The organism is Aeromonas sp. 600479 (assembly GCF_049175515.1).
In the GTDB taxonomy this organism is placed as follows: Bacteria; Pseudomonadota; Gammaproteobacteria; order Enterobacterales; family Aeromonadaceae; genus Aeromonas; species Aeromonas veronii_A.
Genome location: NZ_JAAKVF010000014.1, coordinates 97,144 through 120,827, shown reverse-complemented (window position 1 = coordinate 120,827; position 23,684 = coordinate 97,144). Strand labels below are relative to the sequence as shown.

21 protein-coding genes and 1 tRNA gene are annotated in these 23,684 nt (G+C 58.4%); 13 read left to right on the top strand and 9 right to left on the bottom strand.

What is annotated here, in order from left to right; all coding sequences use genetic code 11:
- Nucleotides 1-320 precede the first annotated feature (320 nt).
- Nucleotides 321-1,763: an aspartate ammonia-lyase gene (gene aspA / locus G5149_RS15205; RefSeq protein WP_005341227.1), complete on the top strand. Its 1,443-nt coding sequence runs from the start codon at nucleotides 321-323 to the stop codon at nucleotides 1,761-1,763.
- Between the two features lie 125 nt (nucleotides 1,764-1,888).
- Entirely contained in the window at nucleotides 1,889-3,208 is a 1,320-nt protein-coding gene (locus tag G5149_RS15200; RefSeq protein WP_021229055.1) for an anaerobic C4-dicarboxylate transporter, read from the top strand.
- 240 nt (nucleotides 3,209-3,448) lie between these two features.
- Here the strand turns inward: G5149_RS15200 and tsaD are convergent, their stop codons facing one another.
- Nucleotides 3,449-4,462: a tRNA (adenosine(37)-N6)-threonylcarbamoyltransferase complex transferase subunit TsaD gene (gene tsaD / locus G5149_RS15195; RefSeq protein ID WP_042052807.1), complete on the bottom strand. Its 1,014-nt coding sequence runs from the start codon at nucleotides 4,460-4,462 to the stop codon at nucleotides 3,449-3,451.
- A gap of 179 nt (nucleotides 4,463-4,641) precedes the next feature.
- Between tsaD and rpsU the strand changes: the two genes are divergently transcribed.
- The 5 genes from rpsU (at nucleotide 4,642) to G5149_RS15170 (ending at nucleotide 9,535) form a co-directional block, all read left to right on the top strand.
- Nucleotides 4,642-4,857: a 30S ribosomal protein S21 gene (rpsU, locus tag G5149_RS15190; protein ID WP_005309452.1), complete on the top strand. Its 216-nt coding sequence runs from the start codon at nucleotides 4,642-4,644 to the stop codon at nucleotides 4,855-4,857.
- A gap of 15 nt (nucleotides 4,858-4,872) precedes the next feature.
- Nucleotides 4,873-5,316 carry a GatB/YqeY domain-containing protein gene (locus G5149_RS15185; RefSeq protein ID WP_042084472.1) on the top strand — a complete coding sequence of 148 codons (444 nt, stop codon included), beginning with the start codon at nucleotides 4,873-4,875 and terminating at the stop codon, nucleotides 5,314-5,316.
- An 88-nt stretch (nucleotides 5,317-5,404) separates the two neighbouring features.
- A complete protein-coding gene (gene dnaG / locus G5149_RS15180) occupies nucleotides 5,405-7,192 on the top strand; it encodes a DNA primase (protein WP_421212835.1) in 1,788 nt (595 codons plus the stop codon).
- A 183-nt stretch (nucleotides 7,193-7,375) separates the two neighbouring features.
- Nucleotides 7,376-9,271, top strand: coding sequence for an RNA polymerase sigma factor RpoD (gene rpoD, locus G5149_RS15175; RefSeq protein ID WP_288728916.1), 1,896 nt, complete (start codon nucleotides 7,376-7,378; stop codon nucleotides 9,269-9,271).
- Between the two features lie 187 nt (nucleotides 9,272-9,458).
- A tRNA-Ile gene (locus tag G5149_RS15170) sits at nucleotides 9,459-9,535 on the top strand.
- Nucleotides 9,536-9,699: 164 nt separating this feature from the next.
- On the opposite strand, the gene G5149_RS15165 is transcribed toward G5149_RS15170, so the two are convergent.
- From G5149_RS15165 to purH, 4 genes are all read right to left on the bottom strand, one after another.
- Entirely contained in the window at nucleotides 9,700-10,257 is a 558-nt protein-coding gene (locus G5149_RS15165; RefSeq protein WP_216980127.1) for a cytochrome b/b6 domain-containing protein, read from the bottom strand.
- Nucleotides 10,238-10,612 (bottom strand): cytochrome b562, encoded by a 375-nt coding sequence (locus G5149_RS15160; RefSeq protein ID WP_216980126.1) that lies wholly within the window; start codon nucleotides 10,610-10,612, stop codon nucleotides 10,238-10,240. The genes G5149_RS15165 and G5149_RS15160 overlap by 20 nt, the downstream gene beginning before the upstream one ends.
- Nucleotides 10,613-10,859: 247 nt before the next feature.
- On the bottom strand, nucleotides 10,860-12,152 hold the full coding sequence (gene purD, locus G5149_RS15155) for a phosphoribosylamine--glycine ligase (RefSeq protein ID WP_216980125.1): 1,293 nt from the start codon (nucleotides 12,150-12,152) through the stop codon (nucleotides 10,860-10,862).
- A 109-nt stretch (nucleotides 12,153-12,261) separates the two neighbouring features.
- The gene (gene purH / locus G5149_RS15150) at nucleotides 12,262-13,854 is read right to left on the bottom strand and encodes a bifunctional phosphoribosylaminoimidazolecarboxamide formyltransferase/IMP cyclohydrolase (protein ID WP_216980124.1); all 1,593 of its coding nucleotides are present in this window, start codon (nucleotides 13,852-13,854) and stop codon (nucleotides 12,262-12,264) included.
- 415 nt (nucleotides 13,855-14,269) lie between these two features.
- On the opposite strand from purH, the gene zntR reads away from it, so the two are divergent.
- Nucleotides 14,270-14,725, top strand: a complete 456-nt coding sequence (gene zntR / locus G5149_RS15145) for a Zn(2+)-responsive transcriptional regulator (RefSeq protein WP_005341244.1) — start codon at nucleotides 14,270-14,272, stop codon at nucleotides 14,723-14,725.
- Between the two features lie 214 nt (nucleotides 14,726-14,939).
- Nucleotides 14,940-15,179, top strand: a complete 240-nt coding sequence (locus G5149_RS15140) for an alternative ribosome-rescue factor A (RefSeq protein ID WP_279465279.1) — start codon at nucleotides 14,940-14,942, stop codon at nucleotides 15,177-15,179.
- 215 nt (nucleotides 15,180-15,394) lie between these two features.
- Here the strand turns inward: G5149_RS15140 and hemW are convergent, their stop codons facing one another.
- Together hemW and rdgB are read right to left on the bottom strand one after the other, a co-directional pair.
- Nucleotides 15,395-16,540 (bottom strand): radical SAM family heme chaperone HemW, encoded by a 1,146-nt coding sequence (gene hemW, locus G5149_RS15135; protein WP_421212832.1) that lies wholly within the window; start codon nucleotides 16,538-16,540, stop codon nucleotides 15,395-15,397.
- A 90-nt stretch (nucleotides 16,541-16,630) separates the two neighbouring features.
- Nucleotides 16,631-17,227, bottom strand: a complete 597-nt coding sequence (rdgB, locus tag G5149_RS15130; RefSeq protein WP_005340539.1) for an RdgB/HAM1 family non-canonical purine NTP pyrophosphatase — start codon at nucleotides 17,225-17,227, stop codon at nucleotides 16,631-16,633.
- A 238-nt stretch (nucleotides 17,228-17,465) separates the two neighbouring features.
- Here rdgB and G5149_RS15125 point away from each other — a divergent pair, with 238 nt between their 5' ends.
- The 3 genes from G5149_RS15125 (at nucleotide 17,466) to G5149_RS15115 (ending at nucleotide 20,369) form a co-directional block, all read left to right on the top strand.
- Nucleotides 17,466-18,629, top strand: coding sequence for a multidrug effflux MFS transporter (locus G5149_RS15125; RefSeq protein WP_005340537.1), 1,164 nt, complete (start codon nucleotides 17,466-17,468; stop codon nucleotides 18,627-18,629).
- A 135-nt stretch (nucleotides 18,630-18,764) separates the two neighbouring features.
- Nucleotides 18,765-19,814 (top strand): oxidoreductase, encoded by a 1,050-nt coding sequence (locus G5149_RS15120; protein WP_421212830.1) that lies wholly within the window; start codon nucleotides 18,765-18,767, stop codon nucleotides 19,812-19,814.
- Nucleotides 19,815-20,123: 309 nt separating this feature from the next.
- Nucleotides 20,124-20,369, top strand: a complete 246-nt coding sequence (locus tag G5149_RS15115; RefSeq protein WP_193860654.1) for a hypothetical protein — start codon at nucleotides 20,124-20,126, stop codon at nucleotides 20,367-20,369.
- 62 nt (nucleotides 20,370-20,431) lie between these two features.
- Here G5149_RS15115 and rimJ read toward each other — a convergent pair whose 3' ends face one another.
- Together rimJ and G5149_RS15105 are read right to left on the bottom strand one after the other, a co-directional pair.
- A complete protein-coding gene (rimJ, locus tag G5149_RS15110; protein WP_421212828.1) occupies nucleotides 20,432-20,983 on the bottom strand; it encodes a ribosomal protein S5-alanine N-acetyltransferase in 552 nt (183 codons plus the stop codon).
- Entirely contained in the window at nucleotides 20,983-21,537 is a 555-nt protein-coding gene (locus tag G5149_RS15105; RefSeq protein WP_005340529.1) for a GNAT family N-acetyltransferase, read from the bottom strand. Before G5149_RS15105 ends, rimJ begins: the two co-directional genes overlap by 1 nt.
- A gap of 346 nt (nucleotides 21,538-21,883) precedes the next feature.
- On the opposite strand from G5149_RS15105, the gene G5149_RS15100 reads away from it, so the two are divergent.
- Nucleotides 21,884-23,659: a M4 family metallopeptidase gene (locus G5149_RS15100; protein ID WP_421212826.1), complete on the top strand. Its 1,776-nt coding sequence runs from the start codon at nucleotides 21,884-21,886 to the stop codon at nucleotides 23,657-23,659.
- Nucleotides 23,660-23,684: the final 25 nt, after the last annotated feature.

Sequence of the window (23,684 nt, the reverse complement as noted above, 5' to 3'; positions counted from 1 at the left end):
TCAAGTTGGTCAACTGACTCCTACGTCATCAGCAATCTAAAAAACCAGCAAAAAGTCACAAAAATATATAAAAATCATCACGATAAAAACTTCATAACATATGTGTACTTTACTCAAAGTAATTTGAAAATGTCGCAAATTTAGTGATCCACCTCTAATAACCGATACCTCAATTGGAGTAGTATATTGATTAGTTTTTCGGGAGGTCACTCTCCCTACCGCCCCACTCGATGTGTGGTGCTTCAGGATGAGCTGTGCGCAAGGAACTCGCGACCACTCGGTGAGGATTTTTCCATTTATCTGATTTCTGAGGCATTACAATGAGCGACATCAAGAACGTCCGCATTGAAGAAGACCTGCTGGGCACCAAAGAAGTTTCCAATGATCTCTACTACGGTGTGCACACCCTGCGCGCTGTCGAGAACTTCAAGATCAGCTCTCAGAAGATTTCTGACGTTCCGGAATTTGTCCGCGGTATGGTGCTGACCAAGAAAGCTGCTGCACTGGCAAACGGCGAGCTCGGTACCATCCGTCCTGAAATTGCTGACAAGATCGTAGAAGCCTGCGACCTGATGCTGAACACAGGCAAATGCTTCGACCAGTTCCCGGTCGACGTTTACCAGGGAGGTGCCGGCACCTCCGTCAACATGAACACTAACGAAGTACTGGCCAACATCGCCTTGGAAATCATGGGTCTGGAGAAAGGCCGTTACGACGTCATCAACCCGAACGACCACGTCAACAAGTGCCAGTCCACCAACGATGCTTACCCGACCGGTTTCCGCGTTGCTGTGGTCAACAGCACTGACGTGACTCTGCATGCTCTGGAAGCACTGATCGCCGCTTTTGATGCCAAAGCAGAAGAATTCAAGAAGATCCTGAAGATGGGCCGTACCCAACTGCAAGATGCGGTTCCGATGACCCTGGGTCAGGAGTTCCACGCATTCGCCGTGACCCTGCGTGAAGAGATCAAGTCCATCAAGCGTTGCCAGGAGCTGCTGCTGGAAGTGAACCTGGGCGCGACCGCCATCGGTACCGGTCTGAACACTCCGCCCGAGTACTCTGCACTGGCCATCAAGCGTCTGGCCGAGATCACCGGTCGTGCCTATGTACCGGCAGAAGATCTGATCGAAGCGACCTCAGACTGTGGCGCCTACGTCATGCTGCACGGCGCCATCAAGCGTCTGGCCATGAAGCTGTCCAAGATCTGTAATGACCTGCGTCTGCTCTCCTCCGGCCCGCGCACCGCACTGAAAGAGATCAACCTGCCGGAAATGCAGGCGGGCTCCTCCATCATGCCGGCCAAGGTCAACCCGGTTATCCCGGAAGTGGTCAACCAATCCTGCTTCAAGGTATTCGGTAACGACATCACCATCACCTTCGCCGCCGAAGCCGGTCAGCTGCAGCTGAACGTCATGGAGCCGGTGATTGGTCAGGCGATGTTCGAATCACTGAGCCTGATGGAAAAAGCCTGTATTTCCCTGCGCGAGAAGTGCGTGGAAGGTATCACCGCCAACCCGGAAATCTGCATGAATCACGTGCTGAACTCCATCGGTATCGTGACCTACCTGAACCCCTTCATCGGCCACCACGAAGGGGATATCGTCGGCAAGATCTGTGCCCAGACCGGCAAGAACGTCCGCGAAGTCGTTCTTGAGCGCGGCCTGCTGAGCGCCGAGCAGCTGGACGAAATTCTCTCCATCGAGAACCTGATGAACCCGCAATACAAAGCCAAGCGTTTCACCCGCGAAGCTGCCGTATAAGCGAGTGTGGGCCGGGATCTTCCCGGCCCATAAAGTCAGTTCCCGATTGGTCTTTATCCCCAGCCCGATCGGGAATTGGCTTTTTGCCAAATAAAAACCAAAAACTAAAAAATGGAGTTATCGCTATGATTGGAATCGAGTTACTTGTCGTGCTCGCCGCTATCTATCTGGGGGCCCGGATAGGCAGCATCGGCATCGGCTTTGCCGGTGGTCTGGGGGTACTGGTATTGACGTGGGGTCTGGGCATGCCCATCCCGAGCGATCAACTGGTCAGCTACATCCCCTGGGATGTGATCATGATCATCGCGTCCGTCATCTGTGCCATCGCCTGTATGCAACTGGCTGGCGGGATGGACTATCTGGTCTTCCTGGCAGAAAAAGCGCTGCGCAAGAACCCCAAATACATCACCTTCGCCGCCCCGGTGGTCACCTATCTGATGACCATGCTGGCCGGTACCGGTCATACCGCCTTCTCCACCCTGCCGGTGATCGCGGAAGTGGCCAAAGAGCAGGGGATCCGTCCGTCCCGTCCGCTCTCCATCGCGGTTGTCGCCTCCCAGATCGCCATCACAGCTTCCCCGATCTCTGCCGCTGTGGTTGCCTTCTCCGGCATGCTCGAGCCGTTTGGTGTTGATTATCTGACCCTGCTGGCCATCTGCATCCCCTCTACCTTCCTGGCCTGTATCCTGGGCGCCTTCATTGCCAACATGATGGGCAAGCCGCTGGAGCAGGACGAAGTCTATCTGGAGCGTAAAGCCAAGGGGCTGATCAAACTGCGTGGTACTACCAAGCTCGAGATCAAACCGTACGCCAAGCTGTCGGTCTGGATCTTCATCGCCGCCATCGTTGCTGTCATGGCTTATGCCACTGCCATCTCCGGTAAAGTGGGCCTGATCACCAACCCGCCGATCCCCCGTGACGGCGCCATCATGGGCATCATGCTGGCCGCGGCCACCATCATGACCCTGGTGTGCAAACTGGACGCCACCCAGGTCACCAACATGCCGACCTTCAAGTCCGGTATGTCCGCCTGTATCTGCGTACTGGGTGTGGCCTGGCTGGGTAACGTCTTCGTTAAAGGCAACATGGACACCATCCAGCTGATCGCTGGCGACCTGCTGAACCAGTACTCCTGGCTGCTGGCTGTGGTGCTGTTCTTCGCTGCCATGCTGCTCTATTCACAAGGCGCCACCACCAAAGCGTTGATGCCTGCCGCACTGGCACTGGGTGTCAGCCCGCTGACTGCGATTGCCTCTTTCGCAGCCGTGAGCGCCCTGTTCGTACTGCCGACCTACCCGACTCTGCTGGCCGCGGTAGAGATGGACGACACCGGCTCCACCCGTATCGGTAAGGCGGTCTTCAACCATCCCTTCTTCGTACCGGGCACCGCCACCATCGCCATCGCCGTGGCACTGGGCTTCTTCTTCGGCGGCATCCTGCTGTAATCCATCGCCTGCCGATCACCAAACAAAAATCCCCGCCAGTTGGCGGGGATTTTTTATCTCTTTACTCTGTGCTTGGCTGTCTGCCAGCACGAGAGCTGACCTCTTATCCGGATGGCTCAACCACGGCGACAGCAGACACCACAACAACGTGCCAACGGCGCTATAACCGCCGCTGCCGAATTGCAGGAGCAGTAGACCACATGGTACTCACCACCACGCCAGAAGGCGGGATCCGTCGGATCAGACCGGATCCAGGGTATCCAGCGGCCAGCGCGGCACGGCTTTGACCGCCAACGGCTCAAACACGCCCGCTTTCAGGCGCTGCATACCGGCGTAAGCGATCATGGCGCCGTTATCAGTGCAATATTCAGTGCGCGGATAGAACACCTCGCCCTTGAGGCTCTCCATCAGCTCGGCCAGCTGGGCACGCAGATGACGGTTGGCACTGACGCCGCCAGCAACCACCAGGCGCGTGAGGCCGGTCTCTTTCAAGGCGCGACGGCACTTGATGGCCAGGGTATCGACCACAGCATCTTCAAACGCACGGGCGATATCGGCGCGGGTCTGCTCATCGTCACCGTTGGCGGCGATAGTGTTGGCGGTGAAGGTCTTCAGGCCGGAGAAGCTCATGTCGAGCCCGGGACGATCTGTCATCGGACGAGGGAAGTGGAAGCGCCCGGTAGTGCCCTTCTCGGCCAGACGGGAGAGCAGCGGACCACCTGGATAGTCCAGCCCCATCAGCTTGGCGGTCTTGTCGAACGCTTCGCCAGCAGCATCATCGATGGATTCCCCCAACAGCTGATAGCTGCCGATGCCGTCAACCCGCACCAACATGGAGTGACCACCGGAGACCAGCAGCGCCACGAAGGGAAACTCGGGGGCTTTCTCTTCCAGCATGGGGGCCAGCAGGTGCCCTTCCATATGATGGACGGCGATAGCCGGCTTGTTCCACGCCATCGCCAGCGAGCGGCCAATGGTCGCCCCCACCAGAATGGCGCCAACCAGACCCGGCCCCGCGGTATACGCGATGCCATCGATGTCATCTTTGCCCAGTCCCGCCTCTTGCAATGCGGCCTGGATCAACGGGATCGTCTTGCGAACATGATCCCGGCTGGCGAGTTCGGGGACGACGCCACCGTAGTCCGCATGCAGCTTGACCTGGCTGTATAACTGATGGGAAAGGATCCCTTTTTGATCGTCGAAGATCGCGATCCCGGTTTCGTCACAGGATGTCTCTATGCCCAATACACGCATTGCTAAAAAATTTCACTGCTAAAATGAGACGGCTATGGTAACCTTCGCGGGTTTTTTAAACCAGAGCGATCTCTGCGGGTTTACTTTCATTCCCTGTCCAGAGTATAATTTCGCACCATTTTAAGACATGCTGATCGATTGAAGGTCAGCTAACAATTTATCACTGAGGTGAAAGGCACATGCCAGTAATCAAAGTCCGTGAAAATGAGCCGTTTGACGTTGCTCTGCGTCGTTTCAAGCGTTCTTGCGAAAAAGCCGGTATCCTGTCCGAAGTTCGTAGCCGTGAGTTCTACGAGAAGCCGACTACCATTCGTAAGCGCGCCAAAGCGTCTGCTGTCAAGCGTCACGCCAAGAAGCTGTCTCGCGAAAACGCACGTCGTATCCGCCTGTACTAATCGGGAGATATTGCCGTGTCTCTGAAGGATCAACTCAAGGATCAGCAAAAGCTCGCTATGCTTGCCAAAGATAAGGCACGTCTGGGAGCGATCCGCTTGTTGATGGCAGAAATCAAGCAACGTGAAGTCGATACCCGTATCGAGCTGAATGATGAGGATATCCTCGCTGTCGTGACCAAAATGGTCAAACAGCGCCGCGATTCCATCAGCCAATTTGAAGCTGCCGGTCGCCAGGATCTCGCCGACAAAGAGTCCGCCGAGATCGTTGTGTTGCAGGAATTCCTGCCGCAACAGCTGACCGCAGATGAAATTGCCGCCCTGATCGAGCAAGCCATCACTGAAAGTGGTGCTGCCATCATGGCTGATATGGGCAAGGTCATGGCTGTCTTGAAGCCGAAAATTCAGGGGCGTGCCGATGTCGGCGCCGTCAGTGCTCAGGTGAAAACCCGCTTGGCGTAACAGGCAACTCTCTTGTTTGGTCGAAGAAGCCGTGCTTCCCTTGGAATGCGCGGCTTTTTTATTTTCTCCGCAATGAAACAGGACGGTTATGGCAGGCAGGATCCCCCAATCCTTTATCGACGATCTGCTCGTACGCACAGACATAGTCGAGCTGATCGACTCGCGAGTGCGGCTGAAAAAAGCCGGTAAGAATTACCAGGCTTGCTGCCCTTTTCATAACGAAAAAAGCCCCTCTTTTACGGTCAGCCAGGAGAAGCAGTTCTACCACTGTTTCGGTTGTGGCGCCCACGGCAATGCCATCGGCTTTGTCATGGAGTACGACGGTCTCGAATTTCCCGATGCCATCGAAGAGCTCGCCAGCATGCAAGGCATGCAGGTACCTCGCGAGCAGAGCATCGGCGGCTCGGCCAATAGCCAGCCCGCCGTCAGCAAGGATCTGTTCGAGCTGATGCACCAGATCGCCCGCTTCTACGAGAGCAATCTCAAGAGCGCTCCCCATGCGGTGGAGTACCTCAAAGGGCGCGGCCTGACCGGTGAAGTGGTCAAGCGCTTTAACATCGGTTATGCCCCAAGTGACTGGGATCAGGTACGCCGCCGCTTCGGCGCCAGCCGGGATCACGAACAGCTGCTTATCTCGGGCGGCATGCTGATCACCCGTGACAATGGCCCGGGCAGCTATGACCGTTTCCGCGATCGCATCATGTTCCCGATCCGCGACAAGCGTGGCCGGGTCATCGGTTTCGGTGGCCGGGTGCTGGGTGATGGCACCCCCAAGTACCTGAACTCGCCGGAGACCCCCATCTTCCATAAAGGGAGGGAGCTGTTCGGTCTCTACGAGGTGAAGCAGGCACACAAGGATCCACGCCGGATCCTGGTGGTGGAAGGCTACATGGATGTGGTGGCACTCGGTCAGTACGACATCGACTATGCGGTGGCGGCGCTGGGTACTGCAACGACCAGCGACCATATCCACACCCTGTTTCGCACCACCGCCGAGGTGGTCTGCTGCTACGACGGTGACAACGCCGGTCGTGAAGCGGCCTGGCGGGCGCTGGATAATGCCCTCCCCCATCTGCAGGATGGCCGCGAGCTGAAGTTCGTGTTCCTGCCCGATGGCGAGGATCCCGACTCGTTGGTACGGCAGATCGGCAAGGAGGGATTTGAAGCCCTGCTCGATGAAGCTCAACCGTTCGCCGACTTCATGTTCGAGCGTCTCAGCCGGGATGCCGCCCTCTCCGGTGAGGCAGGCAAGTTCGAAGTGGCCAACAAGGCCGCCGAGCTTATTCGTCGCGTACCGGAAGGGTTTACCCGCGAAGGGTTGATCACCCGTCTATCCAGCATGATGCGCTGGGGTGAGAACAAGCAGCGTATCACCGAGCTGTTTGCCCGCAATAGTCAGCCCAAAACCGAGGTCAACAAACCCAAGGCTGCCAAGCTAACGCCACTGCGGCGTGCGCTGGCGCTGATGGTGCAATATCCGGCAGTGACGGCCGAGCTTCCCCCCATGCCTGAGTTAGCTGGACTGCGCGTGCAGGGCATCAAGTTCCTGCTACAACTGCACCAGCAGATCCTGGCACAGCCCGGTATCACTACTGGTATCCTGCTGGAACACTGGCGTGGCACCAAGGAGGGGGACATTCTCGCCCAGCTGGCAATGCACGACCTGTTCGAGGAGATCAAACTCGATCAGGAACCCGATATTCTCGGGGAGTTGCAGGATACCTTTGTTGGCTTCATCAATATGTTTCTTAAACAGCGGATCGAAGAATTACAGACCAAAGTGGCTCAGGAAGGACTAAGCTCCGAAGAAACCCAAGAGCTGGTAATGCTGCTCAGAGAGGTGCAAATTGAGAAAAGAAATGAGAGTGGGGCTTGATATTTGAGTGATTAGTCCCAATATGGATAGCGTTGCCCGAATCGACGGGATGAAAAGCAAAAAATTTATAACCGCCTGGCGCAGACAATACTGCGGGCAGGGGTTTCTCATGACCGACGCCGCAACCAGACATAGCATGTCTGGCGGTTTTCTATTAGAATTGGCTATTTGCGCAGCAGCGCACTGTACGCGCAACCTAGCAGCACCAACCGGATGAGTTCTATGGAGCAAACCCCGCAGTCTCAGCTTAAACTCCTCGTTGCCAAAGGTAAAGAACAGGGCTACCTGACCTATGCCGAGGTGAACGATCACCTCCCGCAAGATATTGTCGATTCAGACCAGATCGAAGACATCATTCAGATGATCAACGATATGGGCATTCAAGTGGTTGAAAACGCTCCGGATGCCGATGACTTGATCATGGCTGAAGGGGGTACCGCCGATGAGGACGCTGCCGAAGCAGCGGCCCAGGCTCTGGCATCTGTTGAATCCGAGATTGGTCGCACGACCGATCCCGTCCGCATGTACATGCGAGAAATGGGTACCGTCGAACTGCTGACCCGTGAAGGCGAAATCGACATCGCCAAGCGGATCGAAGACGGTATCAACCAGGTACAAAGCTCCGTAGCCGAGTATCCTGAAGCAATTACTTACCTGCTCGAACAGTACGACAAGTACGAAGCCGAACAGCTGCGTCTCTCTGACATCATCTCTGGCTTTATTGACCCGAACGAAACTGAAGATATGGCGCCTACCGCCACGCATATCGGTTCCGAACTGGGCGAAGACGATCTGGCCGATGAAGATGAAGAAGACGAAGAAGACGAAGACGAAGATGGCGACAGCTCTGACGACGACGGTGATGGTGGTCCGGATCCGGAAGTCGCTCGCGAGAAGTTTGGCGAACTGCGTGCCCAGTATGAAGTGACTCGCCTCTCCATTCAGAAGAATGGTCGCGCACACGAAGATACCCAGGCCGCCATCGCCCAGCTGGCCGATGTATTCCGTCAATTCCGCCTGATGCCCAAGCAGTTCGATCGCCTGGTCAACAACATGCGTGAAATGATGGAGCGCGTCCGCGTGCAGGAACGCATCATCATGAAGCTCTGCGTTGAGCAGGCCAAGATGCCGAAGAAAACCTTCGTCGCGGCCTTCACCAACAACGAGTGTGAAACTGCCTGGTTTGAATACCAGAAGCAGGCTGGCAAAGCTTGGTCTCCCCGTCTGGTTGAAATGGACGAGGATATCCAGCGCGCCATCGGCAAGCTGCAGCAGATTGAAGAAGAGACCGGCCTGTCGATTGCCCAGATCAAGGATATCAACCGTCGCATGAGCATCGGTGAGGCCAAAGCCCGCCGAGCGAAGAAAGAGATGGTTGAGGCCAACTTGCGTCTGGTTATCTCTATCGCCAAGAAGTACACCAACCGCGGTCTGCAGTTCCTGGATCTGATCCAGGAGGGCAACATCGGTCTGATGAAGGCGGTAGACAAGTTTGAATACCGTCGTGGCTACAAGTTCTCGACCTATGCAACTTGGTGGATCCGTCAGGCCATTACCCGCTCCATCGCGGATCAGGCCCGTACCATCCGTATCCCGGTACACATGATCGAGACCATCAACAAGCTCAACCGTATCTCCCGTCAGATGCTGCAGGAGATGGGGCGCGAACCGAACCCGGAAGAGCTGGCCATGCGCATGGGCATGCCGGAAGACAAGATCCGCAAGGTACTGAAGATCGCCAAAGAGCCGATCTCCATGGAGACGCCCATCGGTGATGATGAAGATTCCCACTTGGGCGACTTTATCGAAGATACCACCCTGGCTCTGCCAGCGGATGCGGCGACCAGCGAAAGCCTGCGCAACGCCACCCGCGAAGTGCTGGCTGGCCTGACCGCCCGTGAAGCCAAGGTACTGCGGATGCGTTTCGGTATCGACATGAACACTGACCACACCCTCGAGGAAGTGGGCAAGCAGTTCGACGTAACCCGTGAGCGTATTCGTCAGATCGAAGCCAAGGCACTGCGCAAACTGCGCCACCCGAGTCGCTCGGAAGTGCTGCGCAGCTTCCTGGACGAATAGTCCTGACCCTGTGTCAAAGTGATCTGCCAAAGCCCCGCCATGCGGGGCTTTGTTTTGTCTGGCATTTACCCTTGCAACCCTCTTTGCGCCCTCAATCAAGCTGGACAATTAGTCGCCAAGTGGTTGATATGCCTATAGACTGCCCTTTCCTCTTCCCCTATAATCCACGCCGCTAAACGCACAATTTGGCCCCTTAGCTCAGTTGGTCAGAGCAGTCGACTCATAATCGATTGGTCGTGGGTTCAAGTCCCCCAGGGGCCACCAAATTGAAAAAGGCCGCTCATGATGAGTGGCCTTTTTGCATCTGCGGATCGAGCAATGTCCCGTGATAAGCTCGAGGAGGCCATAGAAAAGACCCGCCATGGGCGGGTCTGGGCAGGGTCTGGATCAGGCGCCTCACTAAGAAACAAGTAGCCTAATGCTGAGCCTCAGGTTTGCTCGTTGCTGCCGCTCTGGATGGATGAGCGACTCCCGATGGCAGGCAGCATCCGGGTAACCAGATTGCTGCGCTGGCGCCAGGAGGTGAAGACGATGGCCAGCAGATGCAGACCAATCAGTCCCTGCAGCGCCACCACGCACCACTCATGCCACTCGTCAGCCCCCAGTTCAAATCCCGTCTCGGTATTCTGAAACCAGCCGCTGCCTGCTGTCGCCAGCACGACCAGCCAGAGCGCCCACACAGCCAGCTTGCCGCTGCCGTGATGACCCGGTGCCGGAGGCTGCCGCTCACGCATCTCGCGCGCTTGCTGGCGAAAATCCTCACCGCTGGGGATTAAGGCACTAAGGCGAGCGTAGCCACGGGCGAAAGTGAGCCCCCAGAGCAGACGCAAGGAGACCAGCCCAATGGCGCCGTAACCCAGCCACTCGTGCCACTCCTCCCCCGCTTCGTTAACCCAGAGGTTGCCGATACAGATCGCCGCCACACCCCAATGGGTCAGGCGAACCACAGCATCCCAGCGAAAGGGATCACCCTTTTTGCTTGGCATACTTGTGATACTCCTTCTTCAGGTCGTTGACCTTGGCCAGGTGCTCGCGCGCCTTGGCTTCGTCACCGGCCTTGAGCGCAGCCAGGCTGGCATCCAGCTCGGTCTGTACCTCATTCATGCCTTCGAGGAACTTCTCCTTCTTGGCGGCAGGCATGTTCTTCTGCTTGGCCACATCCAGCTGGGCCTTCATCTCGTTGATGTGCTTCTCCATGGTAGCCGGATCATCAGCCTTGACCGCCTGCTTGTAGTTGAAGCCAATCTTCTTCATCGGCTGTTCCAGATCGCCAGCCATGGCAGGCAACGCGATCAGACCGAACATCAGAGGCAGCAGCAGGGGGCGAACAGTTTTCAACATGGGATTTCCTTATATAACAACATGCTCAAATTATTAGGGTCACCTATGAATCCAAACAGGAATTCATCACCAGCATAATGCCATGACTCATGGTGAAGCGTTTGTGAAAAATGATGTTTTTTGTGGCAAATGGTGACAAGAGTGCCTCGCTTGTTAACCACAGCAACATGAATGCATCGACAATCAGGCACTTTTCGGCATAAAAAACCCCGCCATTGGCGGGGCTTGTCACTGCGGGTATCGGCTATCAGCCTGCCTGCTGTTCACGCTCGATGGCGCGCCAGCCGATGTCATTGCGATAGAAGACACCGTCCCACTGGATACGGGCAGCCAGCTGATAGGCACGCTGCTGCGCTTCAGCCACTGTATGGCCCAGCGCAGTCGCGCACAGCACGCGGCCACCGGCGGTCACTACGGTATCGCCCTCAAGGCGGGTACCCGCGTGGAATACCTTCTCGCCGCTCGCCTCTTCCACCGGCAGACCGCTAATGGCCTTGCCCTGCTGGTAGTCGCCGGGATAACCGCCAGCAGCCAGCACCACACCAATGGCTACGCGGGGGTCATAATTCGCTTCCACCTGATCCAGCTTGCCGGCACAGGCGGCCAGACAGAGCTCCACAAGATCGGAGCGCATCCGCAGCATGATGGGCTGGGTCTCGGGATCACCAAAGCGGCAGTTGAACTCGATCACCTTGGGATTGCCTGCACCGTCGATCATCAGGCCAGCGTAGAGGAAACCGGTGTAGACGTTGCCCTCAGCCGCCATACCGCGCACGGTCGGCATAATCACCTGCTCCATCACCTTGCGGTGCACTTCATCAGTCACCACAGGCGCCGGCGAATAGGCGCCCATCCCGCCAGTATTGAGGCCGGTATCGCCATCCCCCACCCGCTTGTGATCCTGACTGGTGGCCATCGGCAGCACATGCTCGCCATCGACCATGACGATGAAGCTCGCCTCTTCCCCTTCCAGAAACTCCTCGATCACCACCCGGGCACCGGCGTCGCCAAAGGCATTGCCGGAGAGCATATCGCGCACGGCCTCTTCGGCCTCGGTCAGGGTCATCGCCACGATAACCCCCTTACCTGCGGCCAGACCATCGGCCTTGATGACGATGGGCGCTCCCTTCTCGCGCAGATAGGCCAGCGCGGGCTCCACCTCGGTGAAGTTCTGGTACTCGGCAGTCGGGATGGCGTGACGGGCCAGGAAATCCTTGGCAAAGGCCTTGGAGCCCTCCAGCTGAGCAGAAGCCGCGGTCGGACCGAAGATGGCCAGCCCCTCGGCACGGAAGGCATCGACCACCCCTTTCACCAGCGGCGCTTCCGGGCCAACGATGGTCAGACCGATGCGCTGCTCCTTGGCAAACGCCAGCAGAGCTGGAATATCGGTAGCTGCGATAGCCACGTTCTCGATACTCCCTTCGTGCGCGGTGCCAGCATTGCCGGGGGCGACGAAGACCCGGGTCACCAGAGGGGATTGCTTGGCCTTCCAGGCCAGGGCGTGTTCGCGGCCACCATTGCCAATGATCAGTACTTTCATCGTATCGCTCGCTTCTATGTGGGTCACAGGCTTCCGCCAGAGGGAAGCCGGTCGCAATAGTCAGTGGAAAAGAGACAACAAAAGGGCCGCCCATGGCGGCCCTGATCCATCAGTGACGGAAGTGGCGCATGTTGGTGAAGACCATGCACATACCGTGTTCGTTGGCGGCGTCGATCACCTCCTGATCGCGCATCGAGCCACCCGGCTGGATCACGCAAGAGATACCGGCCTGCGCGGCAGCATCAATACCGTCGCGGAACGGGAAGAAGGCATCGGAGGCCATCACGGAGCCCGCCACGGTCAACCCTTCATCAGCCGCCTTGATACCGGCGATTTTAGCGGAGTAGACGCGGCTCATCTGGCCGGCGCCGACACCGATGGTCTGGCCATCTTTGGCGTAGACAATGGCGTTGGATTTGACGAACTTGGCAACTTTCCAGCAGAACAACAAATCTTGCAGCTCGGCCTCAGTCGGCTGGCGCTTGCTGACCACGGTCAGGTCACCCAGCGTCACCATGCCGAGGTCCCGCTCCTGCACCAGCAAACCGCCGTTGACGCGCTTGAGGTCAAACCCTTGCGCCGGGGCCGTCCACTGACCGCATTCGAGCAGACGCACGTTCTGCTTGGCGGCGACCGCGTCGCGGGCCTCCTGGCTGACGGTTGGGGCAATGATCACCTCAACAAACTGACGCTCGACGATGGCCTTGGCGGTGGCGCCATCCAGCTCACGGTTGAAGGCTATGATGCCGCCGAAAGCAGAGGTGGGGTCGGTCTGGTAAGCGCGATCGTAGGCACTCAGCAGGTCGTTACCGATGGCCACGCCACACGGGTTGGCATGCTTGACGATAACGCAGGCCGGCTCGTCGAACTCCTTCACGCACTCCAGCGCCGCGTCAGTGTCGGCGATGTTGTTGTAGGAGAGCGCCTTGCCCTGCAACTGGGTCGCGCTGGAGACAGAACCCGGCGCGGCATGCTCTTCGGCGTAGAAAGCGGCAGCCTGATGGCTGTTTTCGCCGTAGCGCATGTCCTGCTTCTTGATGAACTGGCTGTTGAAGGTGCGCGGGAAGCGGGACTCCTCATCACCCTCCTTGTTGTCGCCATAAGAGGGCACCATGGTGCCGAAGTAGTTAGCGATCATACCGTCGTAGGCAGCGGTGTGCTCGAAGGCTTTGATCGCCAGATCGAAACGGGTCGCCAGTTTCAGACTGTTGCCGTTGGCATCCATTTCGCGAATAACCCGATCATAGTCGGCAGCTTTGACGACGATAGCGACATCTTTATGGTTTTTGGCGGCAGAACGCACCATGGTCGGGCCGCCGATGTCGATGTTCTCGACCGCATCGGCCAGGGTGCAGCCCGCTTTGGCCACGGTGGCAGCAAACGGGTAGAGGTTGACGACAACCATGTCGATGGGGGAGATAGCGTGCTGGGCCATGATGGCGTCATCCTGATCCCGACGGCCGAGGATGCCGCCATGAACCTTGGGATGCAGGGTCTTGACCCGGCCATCCATCATTTCAGGGAAACCCGTGTAGTCGGAGACCTCGGTCACCGGCAGACCCGCCTCGCCAAGCAGCTTGGCGGTACCGCCCGTGGAGAGCAGGGCAACACCACGCTCGTTGAGTGCCTTGGCAAATTCCAGAATGCCAGTTTTGTCAGACACACTCAGCAGTGCACGGCGAATGGGTCGAGCTTGTTCCATCACACTATCGTCCTCAACATAACGGGGACCGTTCCATGGGAGGCGAGGCTCAACACAGAGAGTCCCCAAATAAATGGAAGTGGGGGATTTCGCAAACCACTCTCGCCCCGACATCCGGCAAAAGCGTTTTAGGAAATGCCCGCTTGGTGCGGCGCTCTGTTATGGGCGCGTATTCTACACAAAAAATGTGACCTGTGGTGGATTTTTTGAAACAGCAAAGCCTTATTTGGCGCGGCGTTAAACGTTTTCCAATTGATTTTCTCGAAACGTTTGCACTTTCAGTGTTTTATGGGAAAAAGGGTCGCCAGGAGATGTTTATCTGCCCCTTTTATGCCCTTGGCTGGCAATCCATGGGCAAAGGGGTGATAGTGGATTCCGGTTTTTGTGGCGGCATACATTCAAGGGGAGAGAGAGCATGTATCGGATCGGTGAACTGGCCAAGGCGTGCGGGGTCAAGGCAGATACCCTGCGTTTTTACGAGAAGAACGGGCTTATCTCACCGGGGATCCGCAACGAATCCGGCTACCGCCTCTACAGTGAACAGGACAAGCGGCGGCTGGAGTTCATCATTCGCGCCAAGTCGGTGGGCTTCTCCCTTGCAGATATCGGCGAGCTGCTCGACCTCGATACCAACAAGGCCAAAGTCACCTGTCAGGAGGTGAAAGCAGTGGCCGACACCAAGCTGGCCCAGGTGGAGCAGAAGATCATCGAACTGACCCGCTTTCGCGACAACCTGCGAGAGCTCTCCAATATCTGCTGCGGCGGGCCGCGCTCGGCGGAGCACTGCGCCATCCTCGAGACGCTGGAATCTGGCGCCCCGGCCCATCACGAGCATCACAGCCACGACCAGCATGACCCGGTTCACGGCTGACATGGTATGCCTGACTGAGCGTGCCTGGCTCAGTGTGACTGACTCGGCACGCCCGATGCATTGCTCCGGCGGCGATTTGGTGACAAAATCGCCGCGTTTTTAACCGGTGCCAGTGCATCCGGTTGCCGGGCGCTAGCCTGAACAGGCGCTCGCAGCGAAAACCGCCATCCAGACACAAGCATCAACACACCAAGAGAAAAGAAGAGGAGCCATCATGGCCAAAATTCGGGTCGACCAACCCGCCCTCCCCCGTGAGGAAGATGCGCAAGGGGACCACTATGCCCATCAGCGCGGCGAGATAAAGGATAACCATCTGCATGCCCTGCTCTCCGATCCCCTGTTTCGCAGCCGGGTCGAGCGCAACAAGAAGGGCAAGGGGAGTTACCAGCGCAAAGCCAAATTCGGCAAGCGGTGGGAGCCCGGCCAACAGCAGATGATCCGCGTCTGCTGCTGAGCGGGTTTCTACCGACCATAAACAATCAGGGCGCCATTGGCGCCCTGATTGTTATCTCAAAACACGGTTCGCCAAAACTGGCTCACGACCTGTCGCGAGAAGCTGTCAGCAAGGTGAAGAGCAGCGCAGGAACCGGAGCGTATAGAGATACGTGAGGCTTCCGAGCAGTACATGAACCTTGATCTCGGCCTCGCAGCCAGATCGTGAACCCGTTTTCACTCATCCATAAACAGTTCGAGCAACACGTTGAGATAACGGTGGCCGAGAGAAGTGAGCTGCCAGCTATCCCCCAAATCCTCGATCAGCTCCTTGCTTTGGGCGATGGCGAGCACCGTCTCCACCCGCTCCAGCGGCAAGCCGGTATAGGCCTCGAACTCCGCCTTGGGGGCCGGTTCAAACAGGCGGAAGCGGTTCATAAAGTATTCGAGCGGCAGATCGTCTGCCGTCACCTGCCACTGCTCGTCCAGATAGGGGCGACTCTTGTCCAGATACCCTTTCGGATGCTTCGCCTTGGCGGTGCGCAGGATCTGCTGATTCACGAGATCGGTCACCTTGCCGTGAGCACCACAGCCAATCCCCAGATAGTCGCCGAAACGCCAGTAGTTGAGGTTGTGATGGCACTGGTAGCCCTCTTTGGCATAAGCCGAGATCTCGTACTGGCGATAACCGCTGGCGGTGAGCATGGCGTGGCCCTGCTCGTAGATGTCCCATAGGGTGTCATCTTCCGGCAGTTTGGGCGGCTTGGAGGCAAACGCCGTGTTCGGCTCTATGGTGAGCTGATACCAGGAGAGGTGCGGCGGGGCGCAGTCGATCGCCTGCTGCAGGTCATAAAGGGCGTCATCCAGACTCTGATCCGGCAGACCGTGCATCAGATCCAGATTGAAGGTGGGCAACTTGATGGCATGGGCCAGTGCCGCCGCCTTGCGCGCCTCTTCCGGGCCGTGAATGCGGCCGAGGCGGCTCAGCTTCTCCTGCTGGAAGCTCTGCACACCGATGGAGATGCGGTTGATGCCGGCGCGCTGGAAACCGGCAAACTTGTCCGCCTCTACCGTGCCCGGATTGGCCTCCATGGTGATCTCGCAATCTGCGGCGAGCGGAATACGGGCCCGCACCCCGTCCAGCAAGGCTTGCATCGCCTCCACCGTCAACAGGCTGGGGGTGCCGCCACCGATAAAGATCGAGGAGAGCGGCCGCCCCTGTGCCCACTTCAGATCCTGATCCAGATCCTCCAGCAGGGCGGCGACATATTCGAGGTGAGGCAACTCCCCCTTCTGGGCATGGGAGTTGAAGTCACAGTAAGGGCACTTCTGGACGCACCAGGGCACATGAATATAGAGAGAGAGCGGCGGCAGTTGCAGCATGGGGCTTCCAATAAAACGGGGGCTCAAGGCCCCCATTGTAGATGACTATGTGTGATTGACCGTGTGTAACCGACAAGGTGGCGAAGTGACTCAATGCGCCGCAGCCAGCGCCGCTTTGAGCTTGGCCAGCGCCTGACCGCGATGGCTCAGCTGGTTTTTCAGCTCGGCAGGCATCTGGGCGGCGGTGCAGTCGTGATCCGGCACGAAGAAGACGGGGTCATAGCCGAAACCGTGCTGACCGCGCGGCTCATCGATGATCATCCCTTCCCAGCTCGCCTGACAGATGATGGGGGTGGGATCGTCGGCGTGGCGCATATAGACCAGCACACACCAGAAGCGGGCGCTCTTCAGGTACTCGGGGGCACCTTGCAGCTCGCCGAGCAGCTTCTCTATGTTGGCCTTGTCACCGGCACCCACACCGGCAAAGCGGGCGGAGTAAACGCCGGGGCGCCCTTGCAGCAGATCCACTTCCAGTCCGGAGTCATCGGCCACGGCGGGCAGACCGGTAATGCGGGCGGCGTGGCGGGCCTTGATGATGGCATTCTCGACGAAGGTGGTACCGGTCTCATCGGCATCGGAGACCGCAAACTCGCTCTGTGGGATCACCTGGATCTTCATATCGGCCAGCATGGCGGCCAATTCCTTCACCTTTTTCTGGTTACCTGTTGCCAGGACAAGCTTGTTCATCGAGCACCTCCGCAAAAATAATCTGCGCATTCTATGCGGCGCAAGCGTTTAGTAAAAGCGTCAATTACACCCGCTGTGATGGGGTTACGGGGGATTTGCCGCCATCGAATAACCAGCTTTTTAATACATGTTTCCATAATGGAATAACCAAAGTGATTAAATACCATTTCTATTCATTACTGTGAGTCAGTAGACTCGCGCCCCAATTCATTAACCTGGCTGACTAAAGAGGTGACAGATGCCATTGATACTTTTGCTCGTACTACTGGTGCTGTTCAGTCCGCTGGCTATCGACATCTACCTGCCCGCCATTCCGCAGATGGCCGAGCAGCTGGGCGCCGAAGTAACACTGATGCAGGGCACCATCACCTGGTTCCTGTTCAGCATGGGGCTGGGGCAACTGCTTGTTGGCCCGCTGGCCGATCGCTACGGTCGCAAGCCCATCGCGCTGGGCGGCGTGCTGCTCTATGGCCTGAGCGCGCTGGGGGCCGGTTTTGCCGCGAGCCTCGGCGAATTGATGCTGGCCCGGGTGCTGCAGGGCTTCGGCGCCTGCGCTACTTCGGTCGCCGCCTTCTCGGTAGTGCGTGACAGCTATGGCCCGAAAAAGAGCGGCCAGATGATCTCCTATCTCAATGGCGCCATCTGCTTTATTCCTGCGCTGGCGCCCCTGCTCGGTGGCTGGCTCACCGCCAAGGCGGGCTGGTCTGCCAACTTCTGGTTTATGGCCGGTTATGCGCTTATCGTCGGCAGCTGGCTGATGTGGCGGATGCCGGAGACCCGCCCGGAGGAGACCCGCAGCGAAGGAGCCCTCATCAGCTGGTCCCGCTACAGCCCGGTGCTGCGCTCCCCCAGCTTCCTGTTCAACGCGGCGCTGTGCATGCTGGCGATGGCTGTGATCCTCGCCTATGTCACCGCCGCGCCGGTACAACTGATGGTGAAACTGGGGCTCGATATGAGCGGCTTTAGCTACTGGTTTACCGCCAACGCCGCGCTCAACATTCTGGCCTGCTTCATGGCACCACGCTTTATCGCCAAGGTGGGGCCAAGACGCACTCTGCGCATCGGCCTGCTGGTGTTGATGCTCTCGGCCATCACCCTGACTCTGGCCATGCACATCGAACATCCGCTGGCGATGATGGGGCCGGTATTCCTCTCCAGCATCGGCTTTGCCATGATTCTGGGCTCGGCAGCCGGGATGGCGCTGGCACCGTTCGGCCACTGCGCCGGTACCGCCGCTGCCCTGCTCGGCCTGTTCCAGATGAGCGGATCCGGCGCGTTGGTTGGCCTGACCGGCGCCCTGATGCACGACCCGCTGAGCCAGCTGGCGCTGCATATGTGGCTGCTGCTGCCGCCCTTGGTGATGCTGATGACCCGACGCGGTCGCCGCTTGTGTTTGCAATAAATCCTGTGCTCTGATGGGCACACTCAGGGGGCCATCGGCCCCCTTCTCGTTTGTATCGCCTTTACAACGAATGGCCATCCGGCAGAGAGCCTGCGATGGCACCCCCACTCACTCGATGTCAGCGGAGAACTCCCGATGAGCCACACTCTCAACGCAGCCCTGGTGGGCTATGGCTTTGCAGGCAAGACCTTTCACGCCCCCTTCCTCTCCACCACGCCGGGCTTGTCCCTGAGTTGGGTGGTGAGTCGCGATGCCGCCAAGGTGCAGGCCGATCTGCCCGACTGCCGGGTCGGTTCACTGGAGGAGGTGCTAAGCGATGAGACCGTCGATCTGGTGGTGATCGCCACCCCCAACGACACCCATGCCCCCCTCGCCCGCCAGGCGCTACTGGCAGGCAAACATGTGGTGATCGACAAGCCCTTTGCACTGGATCTGGCCGAGGCGCAAGCACTGGTCGAACTGGCCGAAAAGCAGCAGCGACTGCTCAGCATCTTCCACAACCGCCGTTGGGACGGGGATTTCCTTACCGTGCGCCGTCTGCTGGTAGAAGGGAGTCTGGGGCAGATAGCCCAGTTCGAATCCCACTTCGATCGCTATCGCCCCGAAGTGCGCCAGCGCTGGCGCGAAGCGGGTGGCCCGGGTTCCGGCCTCTGGTTCGATCTCGGCCCCCATGTACTGGATCAGGCGCTACAGCTGTTCGGCCAACCGGACTGGCTGCAAGCAGACCTTGCCGGGCAGCGCCCCGGCGCACTGGCGGACGACTACTTCCATGTGGTGCTGGGTTACGGTGCTCTGCGGGTCATTCTGCATGGCAGCTGTCTGGTCTCGGCCACCATGCCGCGTTTCATCGTTCACGGCAGCCAGGGTTCGTTCGTGAAATTCGGTATGGATGTGCAGGAAGATCAGCTCAAGCAGGGCTTGCGGCCCCCGGCGGCGGATTGGGGCATGGATAGCGAACCCGGTCAGCTCAGCCGCATTGTCGATGGTCAGTTACAGCAGCAGAGCGTGGTGGGTGAGGCGGGGGATTATGGCGCCTACTATCGCGGTGTCTGCGCCGCCATCAAGGGCGAAGGGAGCAACCCGGTGCCAGCAAGTGAAGCGCTGGCGGTGATGGCGCTGCTGGATCTGGCCCGCCAGAGCCACCTTGAGGGAAAACGGCTGCCCTGTCAGAAGCTGTCTGACTAAGGTGTGGGCCATCGGCCGCGCTTGAGCAACCTTGACCTTGTTAAACCGCCACAAGATGGCAGCAAAGCGGTGTTTTATTGTGCAATCAGCACTATTTAACGGCATCTTGTATTGATATCAGTCGTTGCAGTGGAGCTTTTTATCAACGGCACGAAAAAATGTCATTGTGATATCCGTTTTCATCGGTAACTAATGGGGCTATATTGCGCCCGCCTGCTGCCTCCCGGCTTCTTGTTTCAATACCGGGCAACGGTGGGCGCTGTGATGGTTGCACAGACCATCTCTCCATATTTATTTGAGGGAATGCACATGAACAAAGTACTGGTAGCCGGTATCCTGGGTCTGATGTTGACTGCTTGCGGTCAGAAAGAAGAAAAAGCTGCCGCTCCTGCTGCTCCGGCCGCCGAAGTTGCTGCCACTGTAGAAAAAGCCGCTAGCGAAGCCACCTCTACCGTAGAAAAGGCCACCTCCGAAGCGACTGCAACCGTAGAAAAAGCTGCTACCGAAGCGGCTACCAAGGTTGAAGCTGCAGTGAGCGATGCCAAGGCCAACTAAGCCTGCACCTCATTCGAAGACGGGTCCGAAGGCAACTTCGGGCCCGTTTTTTTATCTGTCGTTCAGGAGGCCGGATTAATCAGCGAGGTGAGGATGTGATCCTCCCAGCGGCCATTGATCATCAGATATGCCCGCGCGAATCCCTCCCGCTCGAAACCGAGCCGCTCCAGCAAGGCGCCACTGCGCTGATTGGCAGGCATATAGCAAGCCATGATGCGATGCAGATCGTGCTCGCGAAACAGGTAGTCAATGGCGGCTGACAGCACCTCTCTCATCACCCCCTGCCCCTGATGCTGCTGGTCGATGGCATAGCCCAGATGACACGCCTTGAAGACCCCCATCAGGATATTGCTGAAGTTGCAGGTGGCGATCACCCGCTCGCCAGCCGGATCGAGGGCCACCAGATTGACGCCAGTGCCGTTGAAGAACTGGCTGTAGCTGTCCTGCAGCCGGGCATGCCAGTAAGAGAGTGTGTAAAAGTGCTCGTCCCGCAGCGGCTCCCAGGGGGCGAGATGGGCGCGGTTGCGCCGGTAGAAGTCGAGCATCATGGGTGCCTGATCCGGCGACAGTATGGTCAGGTGGGTACGAGCCGTCTTGATATGTGGCAGCGTCATCAGGACTCCCTCTGTCTTAGCCACTCATCGCGCAGCAGGCTGTAGTGGGCGTGGTCCACAATCCGGTTGCCCAGCCGCTCTGCGCGCCGGGTCACCCCCTCCAGCTGCATCCCGAGCCGCTCACAAACAGCCCTGCTGGGCTCGTTATCGGTGGCGGCGCTGATCTCCACCTTCTCCATCCCCATCTCCTCGAAGGCGTGGTGGATCAGGGCCTGACAGGCCCGGGTGATGATGCCGTTACCCTGCCAGCGCTCCGCCAGCCAGTAACCGATGACCACCTTGCCAAGGTCATGATCGATGCTGTTGTAACCTATGACCCCCACCACCTCCCCCTGATACTCGATGGCAGTGGTGAGCCCCTCACCCCGGGCGAACTTCTCGATGGCACTGCGAATGAAGAGGGCGCTGTCGACGGGGCGCTGGATCAGTGGCGGCCAGGGTAGCCACTGGGAGAGGTACTCCCGGTTGTCATTGCAGAGGGCAAACAGTTCGCTCGCCATATCGGGCTGCAAGAAGAGCAGCGCAAGCTCGTCGTCCAACTGCCATGAAAACATGGGATTCTCCTTTCAAATCAGTGCTCAAATCGCGAACCAGCACCCAATGTAGCCAATCGCCACTGGCCGCGCCAGCCACTTTTACGCCTCCCCTCCGGCAGGTCTCGCAGAGGGTGACAGCGTGCGTTCTCTCCTCCCTCAAAAGAGGAGGGTGGGTGTCTGAAACCGGATAATGCTCTCCACATGGCGCCGATGAATGCCCCAAAACGGCACTTTGGCAGATCCTGCTACCCCTTTGTGCTGCGCTGTCACTTTTGACAGGGGGCACTTTCCCCCACCGGCACTAGCTTCAAAACGCCCGACCTTCGGTCGGTTTATCAACCTCATCGATTTAAGGAAAGAAGAGATGAATAAAATTTATCTGGCCGTTGCGCTGGCCTGCTGGGGAAGCGCCGCACTGGCGGCGCAAGAGGTAGAGATCAACGTAACGGCAAACGGCATCCGGGCCATGACAGGCCTCAGTGCCGCGAGTGGTACCTTGCAGCTGGAAGATGGCGAGTTTCGTCAGGTACGGGTGGTCAAGCTGCCCAACGGCCAGCAGCGGATCCGCTACGAGCAGGTCTGGAACGGCATCCCGGTAATGGGTCAGGTGGTGGTGGCTGACAAGAGCCTGAACGGCCAGCTGCAACAGGCCAGTGGACGCATGCTGCGCCAGATCGATCAGGATGTGGCAAGCCCGGCCGCCACCCTCTCGCCACAGGATGCCGCCAGCAAGGCCAAGGCGGGCAGCAAGGGGAGCAACGAGCAGGTCAAACTCTACGTGATGCAGGATGAGAACGGGCTGGCCCGGCTGGTTTATCAGGTCTCCTTCATCGCCGAAGGTGACAAGCCAAGCCGCCCCTTCGTCATACTTGATGCCCAGAGCGGTGAGGAGCTCAAACGCTGGGAGGGGATCAACCACAAGGACGCCACCGGCCCGGGGGGCAACATCAAGACCGGCAAATATTTCTACGGCACCGATTTTGGCCCACTCATCGTCGATGACAACTGCCGGATGACCAGCCCCAACGTCGATACCATCAACCTCAACCACGCCACCTCTGGCGGTGCCATCCACCAGTTCACCTGCCCGGAGAACCGGGTCAAGGAGATCAACGGCGCTTACTCGCCCCTCAACGACGCCCACTACTTCGGCAACGTGGTGTTCGACATGTACCGCAACTGGTACAACACGGCGCCCCTCACCTTCAAACTGAAGATGCGGGTTCACTACAGCAAGAATTACGAGAACGCCTTCTGGGATGGCAGCCAGATGACCTTCGGTGACGGCGCCACCACCTTCCACCCGCTGGTGAGCCTTGATGTGGCGGCCCACGAGGTGAGCCACGGCTTCACCGAGCAGAACTCGGGGCTGATCTATTCAGGACAATCCGGCGGTATCAACGAGGCCTTTTCCGATATGGCGGGTGAAGCGGCCGAGTTCTACATGAAGGGGAGCAACGACTGGCTGGTTGGCGCCCAGATCTTCAAGGGCAACGGCTCCCTGCGCTACTTCGAGGATCCGACCCGGGATGGCAGATCCATCGGCCATGCGGCGGATTATCAGGAGGGGATGGATGTACACCACAGCTCAGGGGTCTATAACCGCGCCTTCTACCTGCTCGCAACCAGCAGTGGCTGGAACACCCGCAAGGCATTTGAAGTCTTCTTGCTGGCCAACCGCCTCTACTGGGGTGCCAACACCAACTACCAGCAAGGGGCCTGCGGCGTCAGCCGGGCAACCGCCGATCTGGGTTACAGTCAGGCGGATGTGGCACGGGCCTTCCAGACCGTCGGGGTCGATGCCAGCTGCGGCAGCACGCCGCCACCGAGCGACAACGTGCTACGAAACGGCGTGCCGGTGAGCAACCTCGCCGCCAGCAAGGGTGGCAAGCTCAACTACACCCTGAACGTGCCGGCGGGCACCAGGTCGCTGCAGATCAGCAGCAGCGGCGGCACCGGAGATGCCGACCTCTACGTCCGCTTTGGCAGCGCCCCCACCAGCAGCAGTTACGACTGCCGCCCCTACAAGGGGGGCAATAACGAAAGCTGCTCGTTCACCAATCCCAAGGCGGGCACCTGGCATGTGCAGCTGTCAGGGTTTTCCGCGTTCAGTGGCGTGACCCTCAAGGCCAGCTACTGATCCACCCGGTGCGGGCCTTGTCCCG

Excerpts from the sequence above, each read along its gene's own strand:
- aspA (WP_005341227.1), top strand. The coding sequence starts at position 321 with ATGAGCGACATCAAGAACGTCCGCATTGAAGAAGACCTGCTGGGCACC.
- G5149_RS15200 (WP_021229055.1), top strand. The coding sequence starts at position 1,889 with ATGATTGGAATCGAGTTACTTGTCGTGCTCGCCGCTATCTATCTGGGG.
- tsaD (WP_042052807.1), bottom strand. The coding sequence starts at position 4,462 with ATGCGTGTATTGGGCATAGAGACATCCTGTGACGAAACCGGGATCGCG.
- rpsU (WP_005309452.1), top strand. The coding sequence starts at position 4,642 with ATGCCAGTAATCAAAGTCCGTGAAAATGAGCCGTTTGACGTTGCTCTG.
- dnaG (WP_421212835.1), top strand. The coding sequence starts at position 5,405 with ATGGCAGGCAGGATCCCCCAATCCTTTATCGACGATCTGCTCGTACGC.
- G5149_RS15165 (WP_216980127.1), bottom strand. The coding sequence starts at position 10,257 with ATGCCAAGCAAAAAGGGTGATCCCTTTCGCTGGGATGCTGTGGTTCGC.
- G5149_RS15160 (WP_216980126.1), bottom strand. The coding sequence starts at position 10,612 with ATGTTGAAAACTGTTCGCCCCCTGCTGCTGCCTCTGATGTTCGGTCTG.
- purD (WP_216980125.1), bottom strand. The coding sequence starts at position 12,152 with ATGAAAGTACTGATCATTGGCAATGGTGGCCGCGAACACGCCCTGGCC.
- purH (WP_216980124.1), bottom strand. The coding sequence starts at position 13,854 with ATGGAACAAGCTCGACCCATTCGCCGTGCACTGCTGAGTGTGTCTGAC.
- zntR (WP_005341244.1), top strand. The coding sequence starts at position 14,270 with ATGTATCGGATCGGTGAACTGGCCAAGGCGTGCGGGGTCAAGGCAGAT.
- G5149_RS15140 (WP_279465279.1), top strand. The coding sequence starts at position 14,940 with ATGGCCAAAATTCGGGTCGACCAACCCGCCCTCCCCCGTGAGGAAGAT.
- hemW (WP_421212832.1), bottom strand. The coding sequence starts at position 16,540 with ATGCTGCAACTGCCGCCGCTCTCTCTCTATATTCATGTGCCCTGGTGC.
- rdgB (WP_005340539.1), bottom strand. The coding sequence starts at position 17,227 with ATGAACAAGCTTGTCCTGGCAACAGGTAACCAGAAAAAGGTGAAGGAA.
- G5149_RS15125 (WP_005340537.1), top strand. The coding sequence starts at position 17,466 with ATGCCATTGATACTTTTGCTCGTACTACTGGTGCTGTTCAGTCCGCTG.
- G5149_RS15120 (WP_421212830.1), top strand. The coding sequence starts at position 18,765 with ATGAGCCACACTCTCAACGCAGCCCTGGTGGGCTATGGCTTTGCAGGC.
- G5149_RS15115 (WP_193860654.1), top strand. The coding sequence starts at position 20,124 with ATGAACAAAGTACTGGTAGCCGGTATCCTGGGTCTGATGTTGACTGCT.
- rimJ (WP_421212828.1), bottom strand. The coding sequence starts at position 20,983 with ATGACGCTGCCACATATCAAGACGGCTCGTACCCACCTGACCATACTG.
- G5149_RS15105 (WP_005340529.1), bottom strand. The coding sequence starts at position 21,537 with ATGTTTTCATGGCAGTTGGACGACGAGCTTGCGCTGCTCTTCTTGCAG.
- G5149_RS15100 (WP_421212826.1), top strand. The coding sequence starts at position 21,884 with ATGAATAAAATTTATCTGGCCGTTGCGCTGGCCTGCTGGGGAAGCGCC.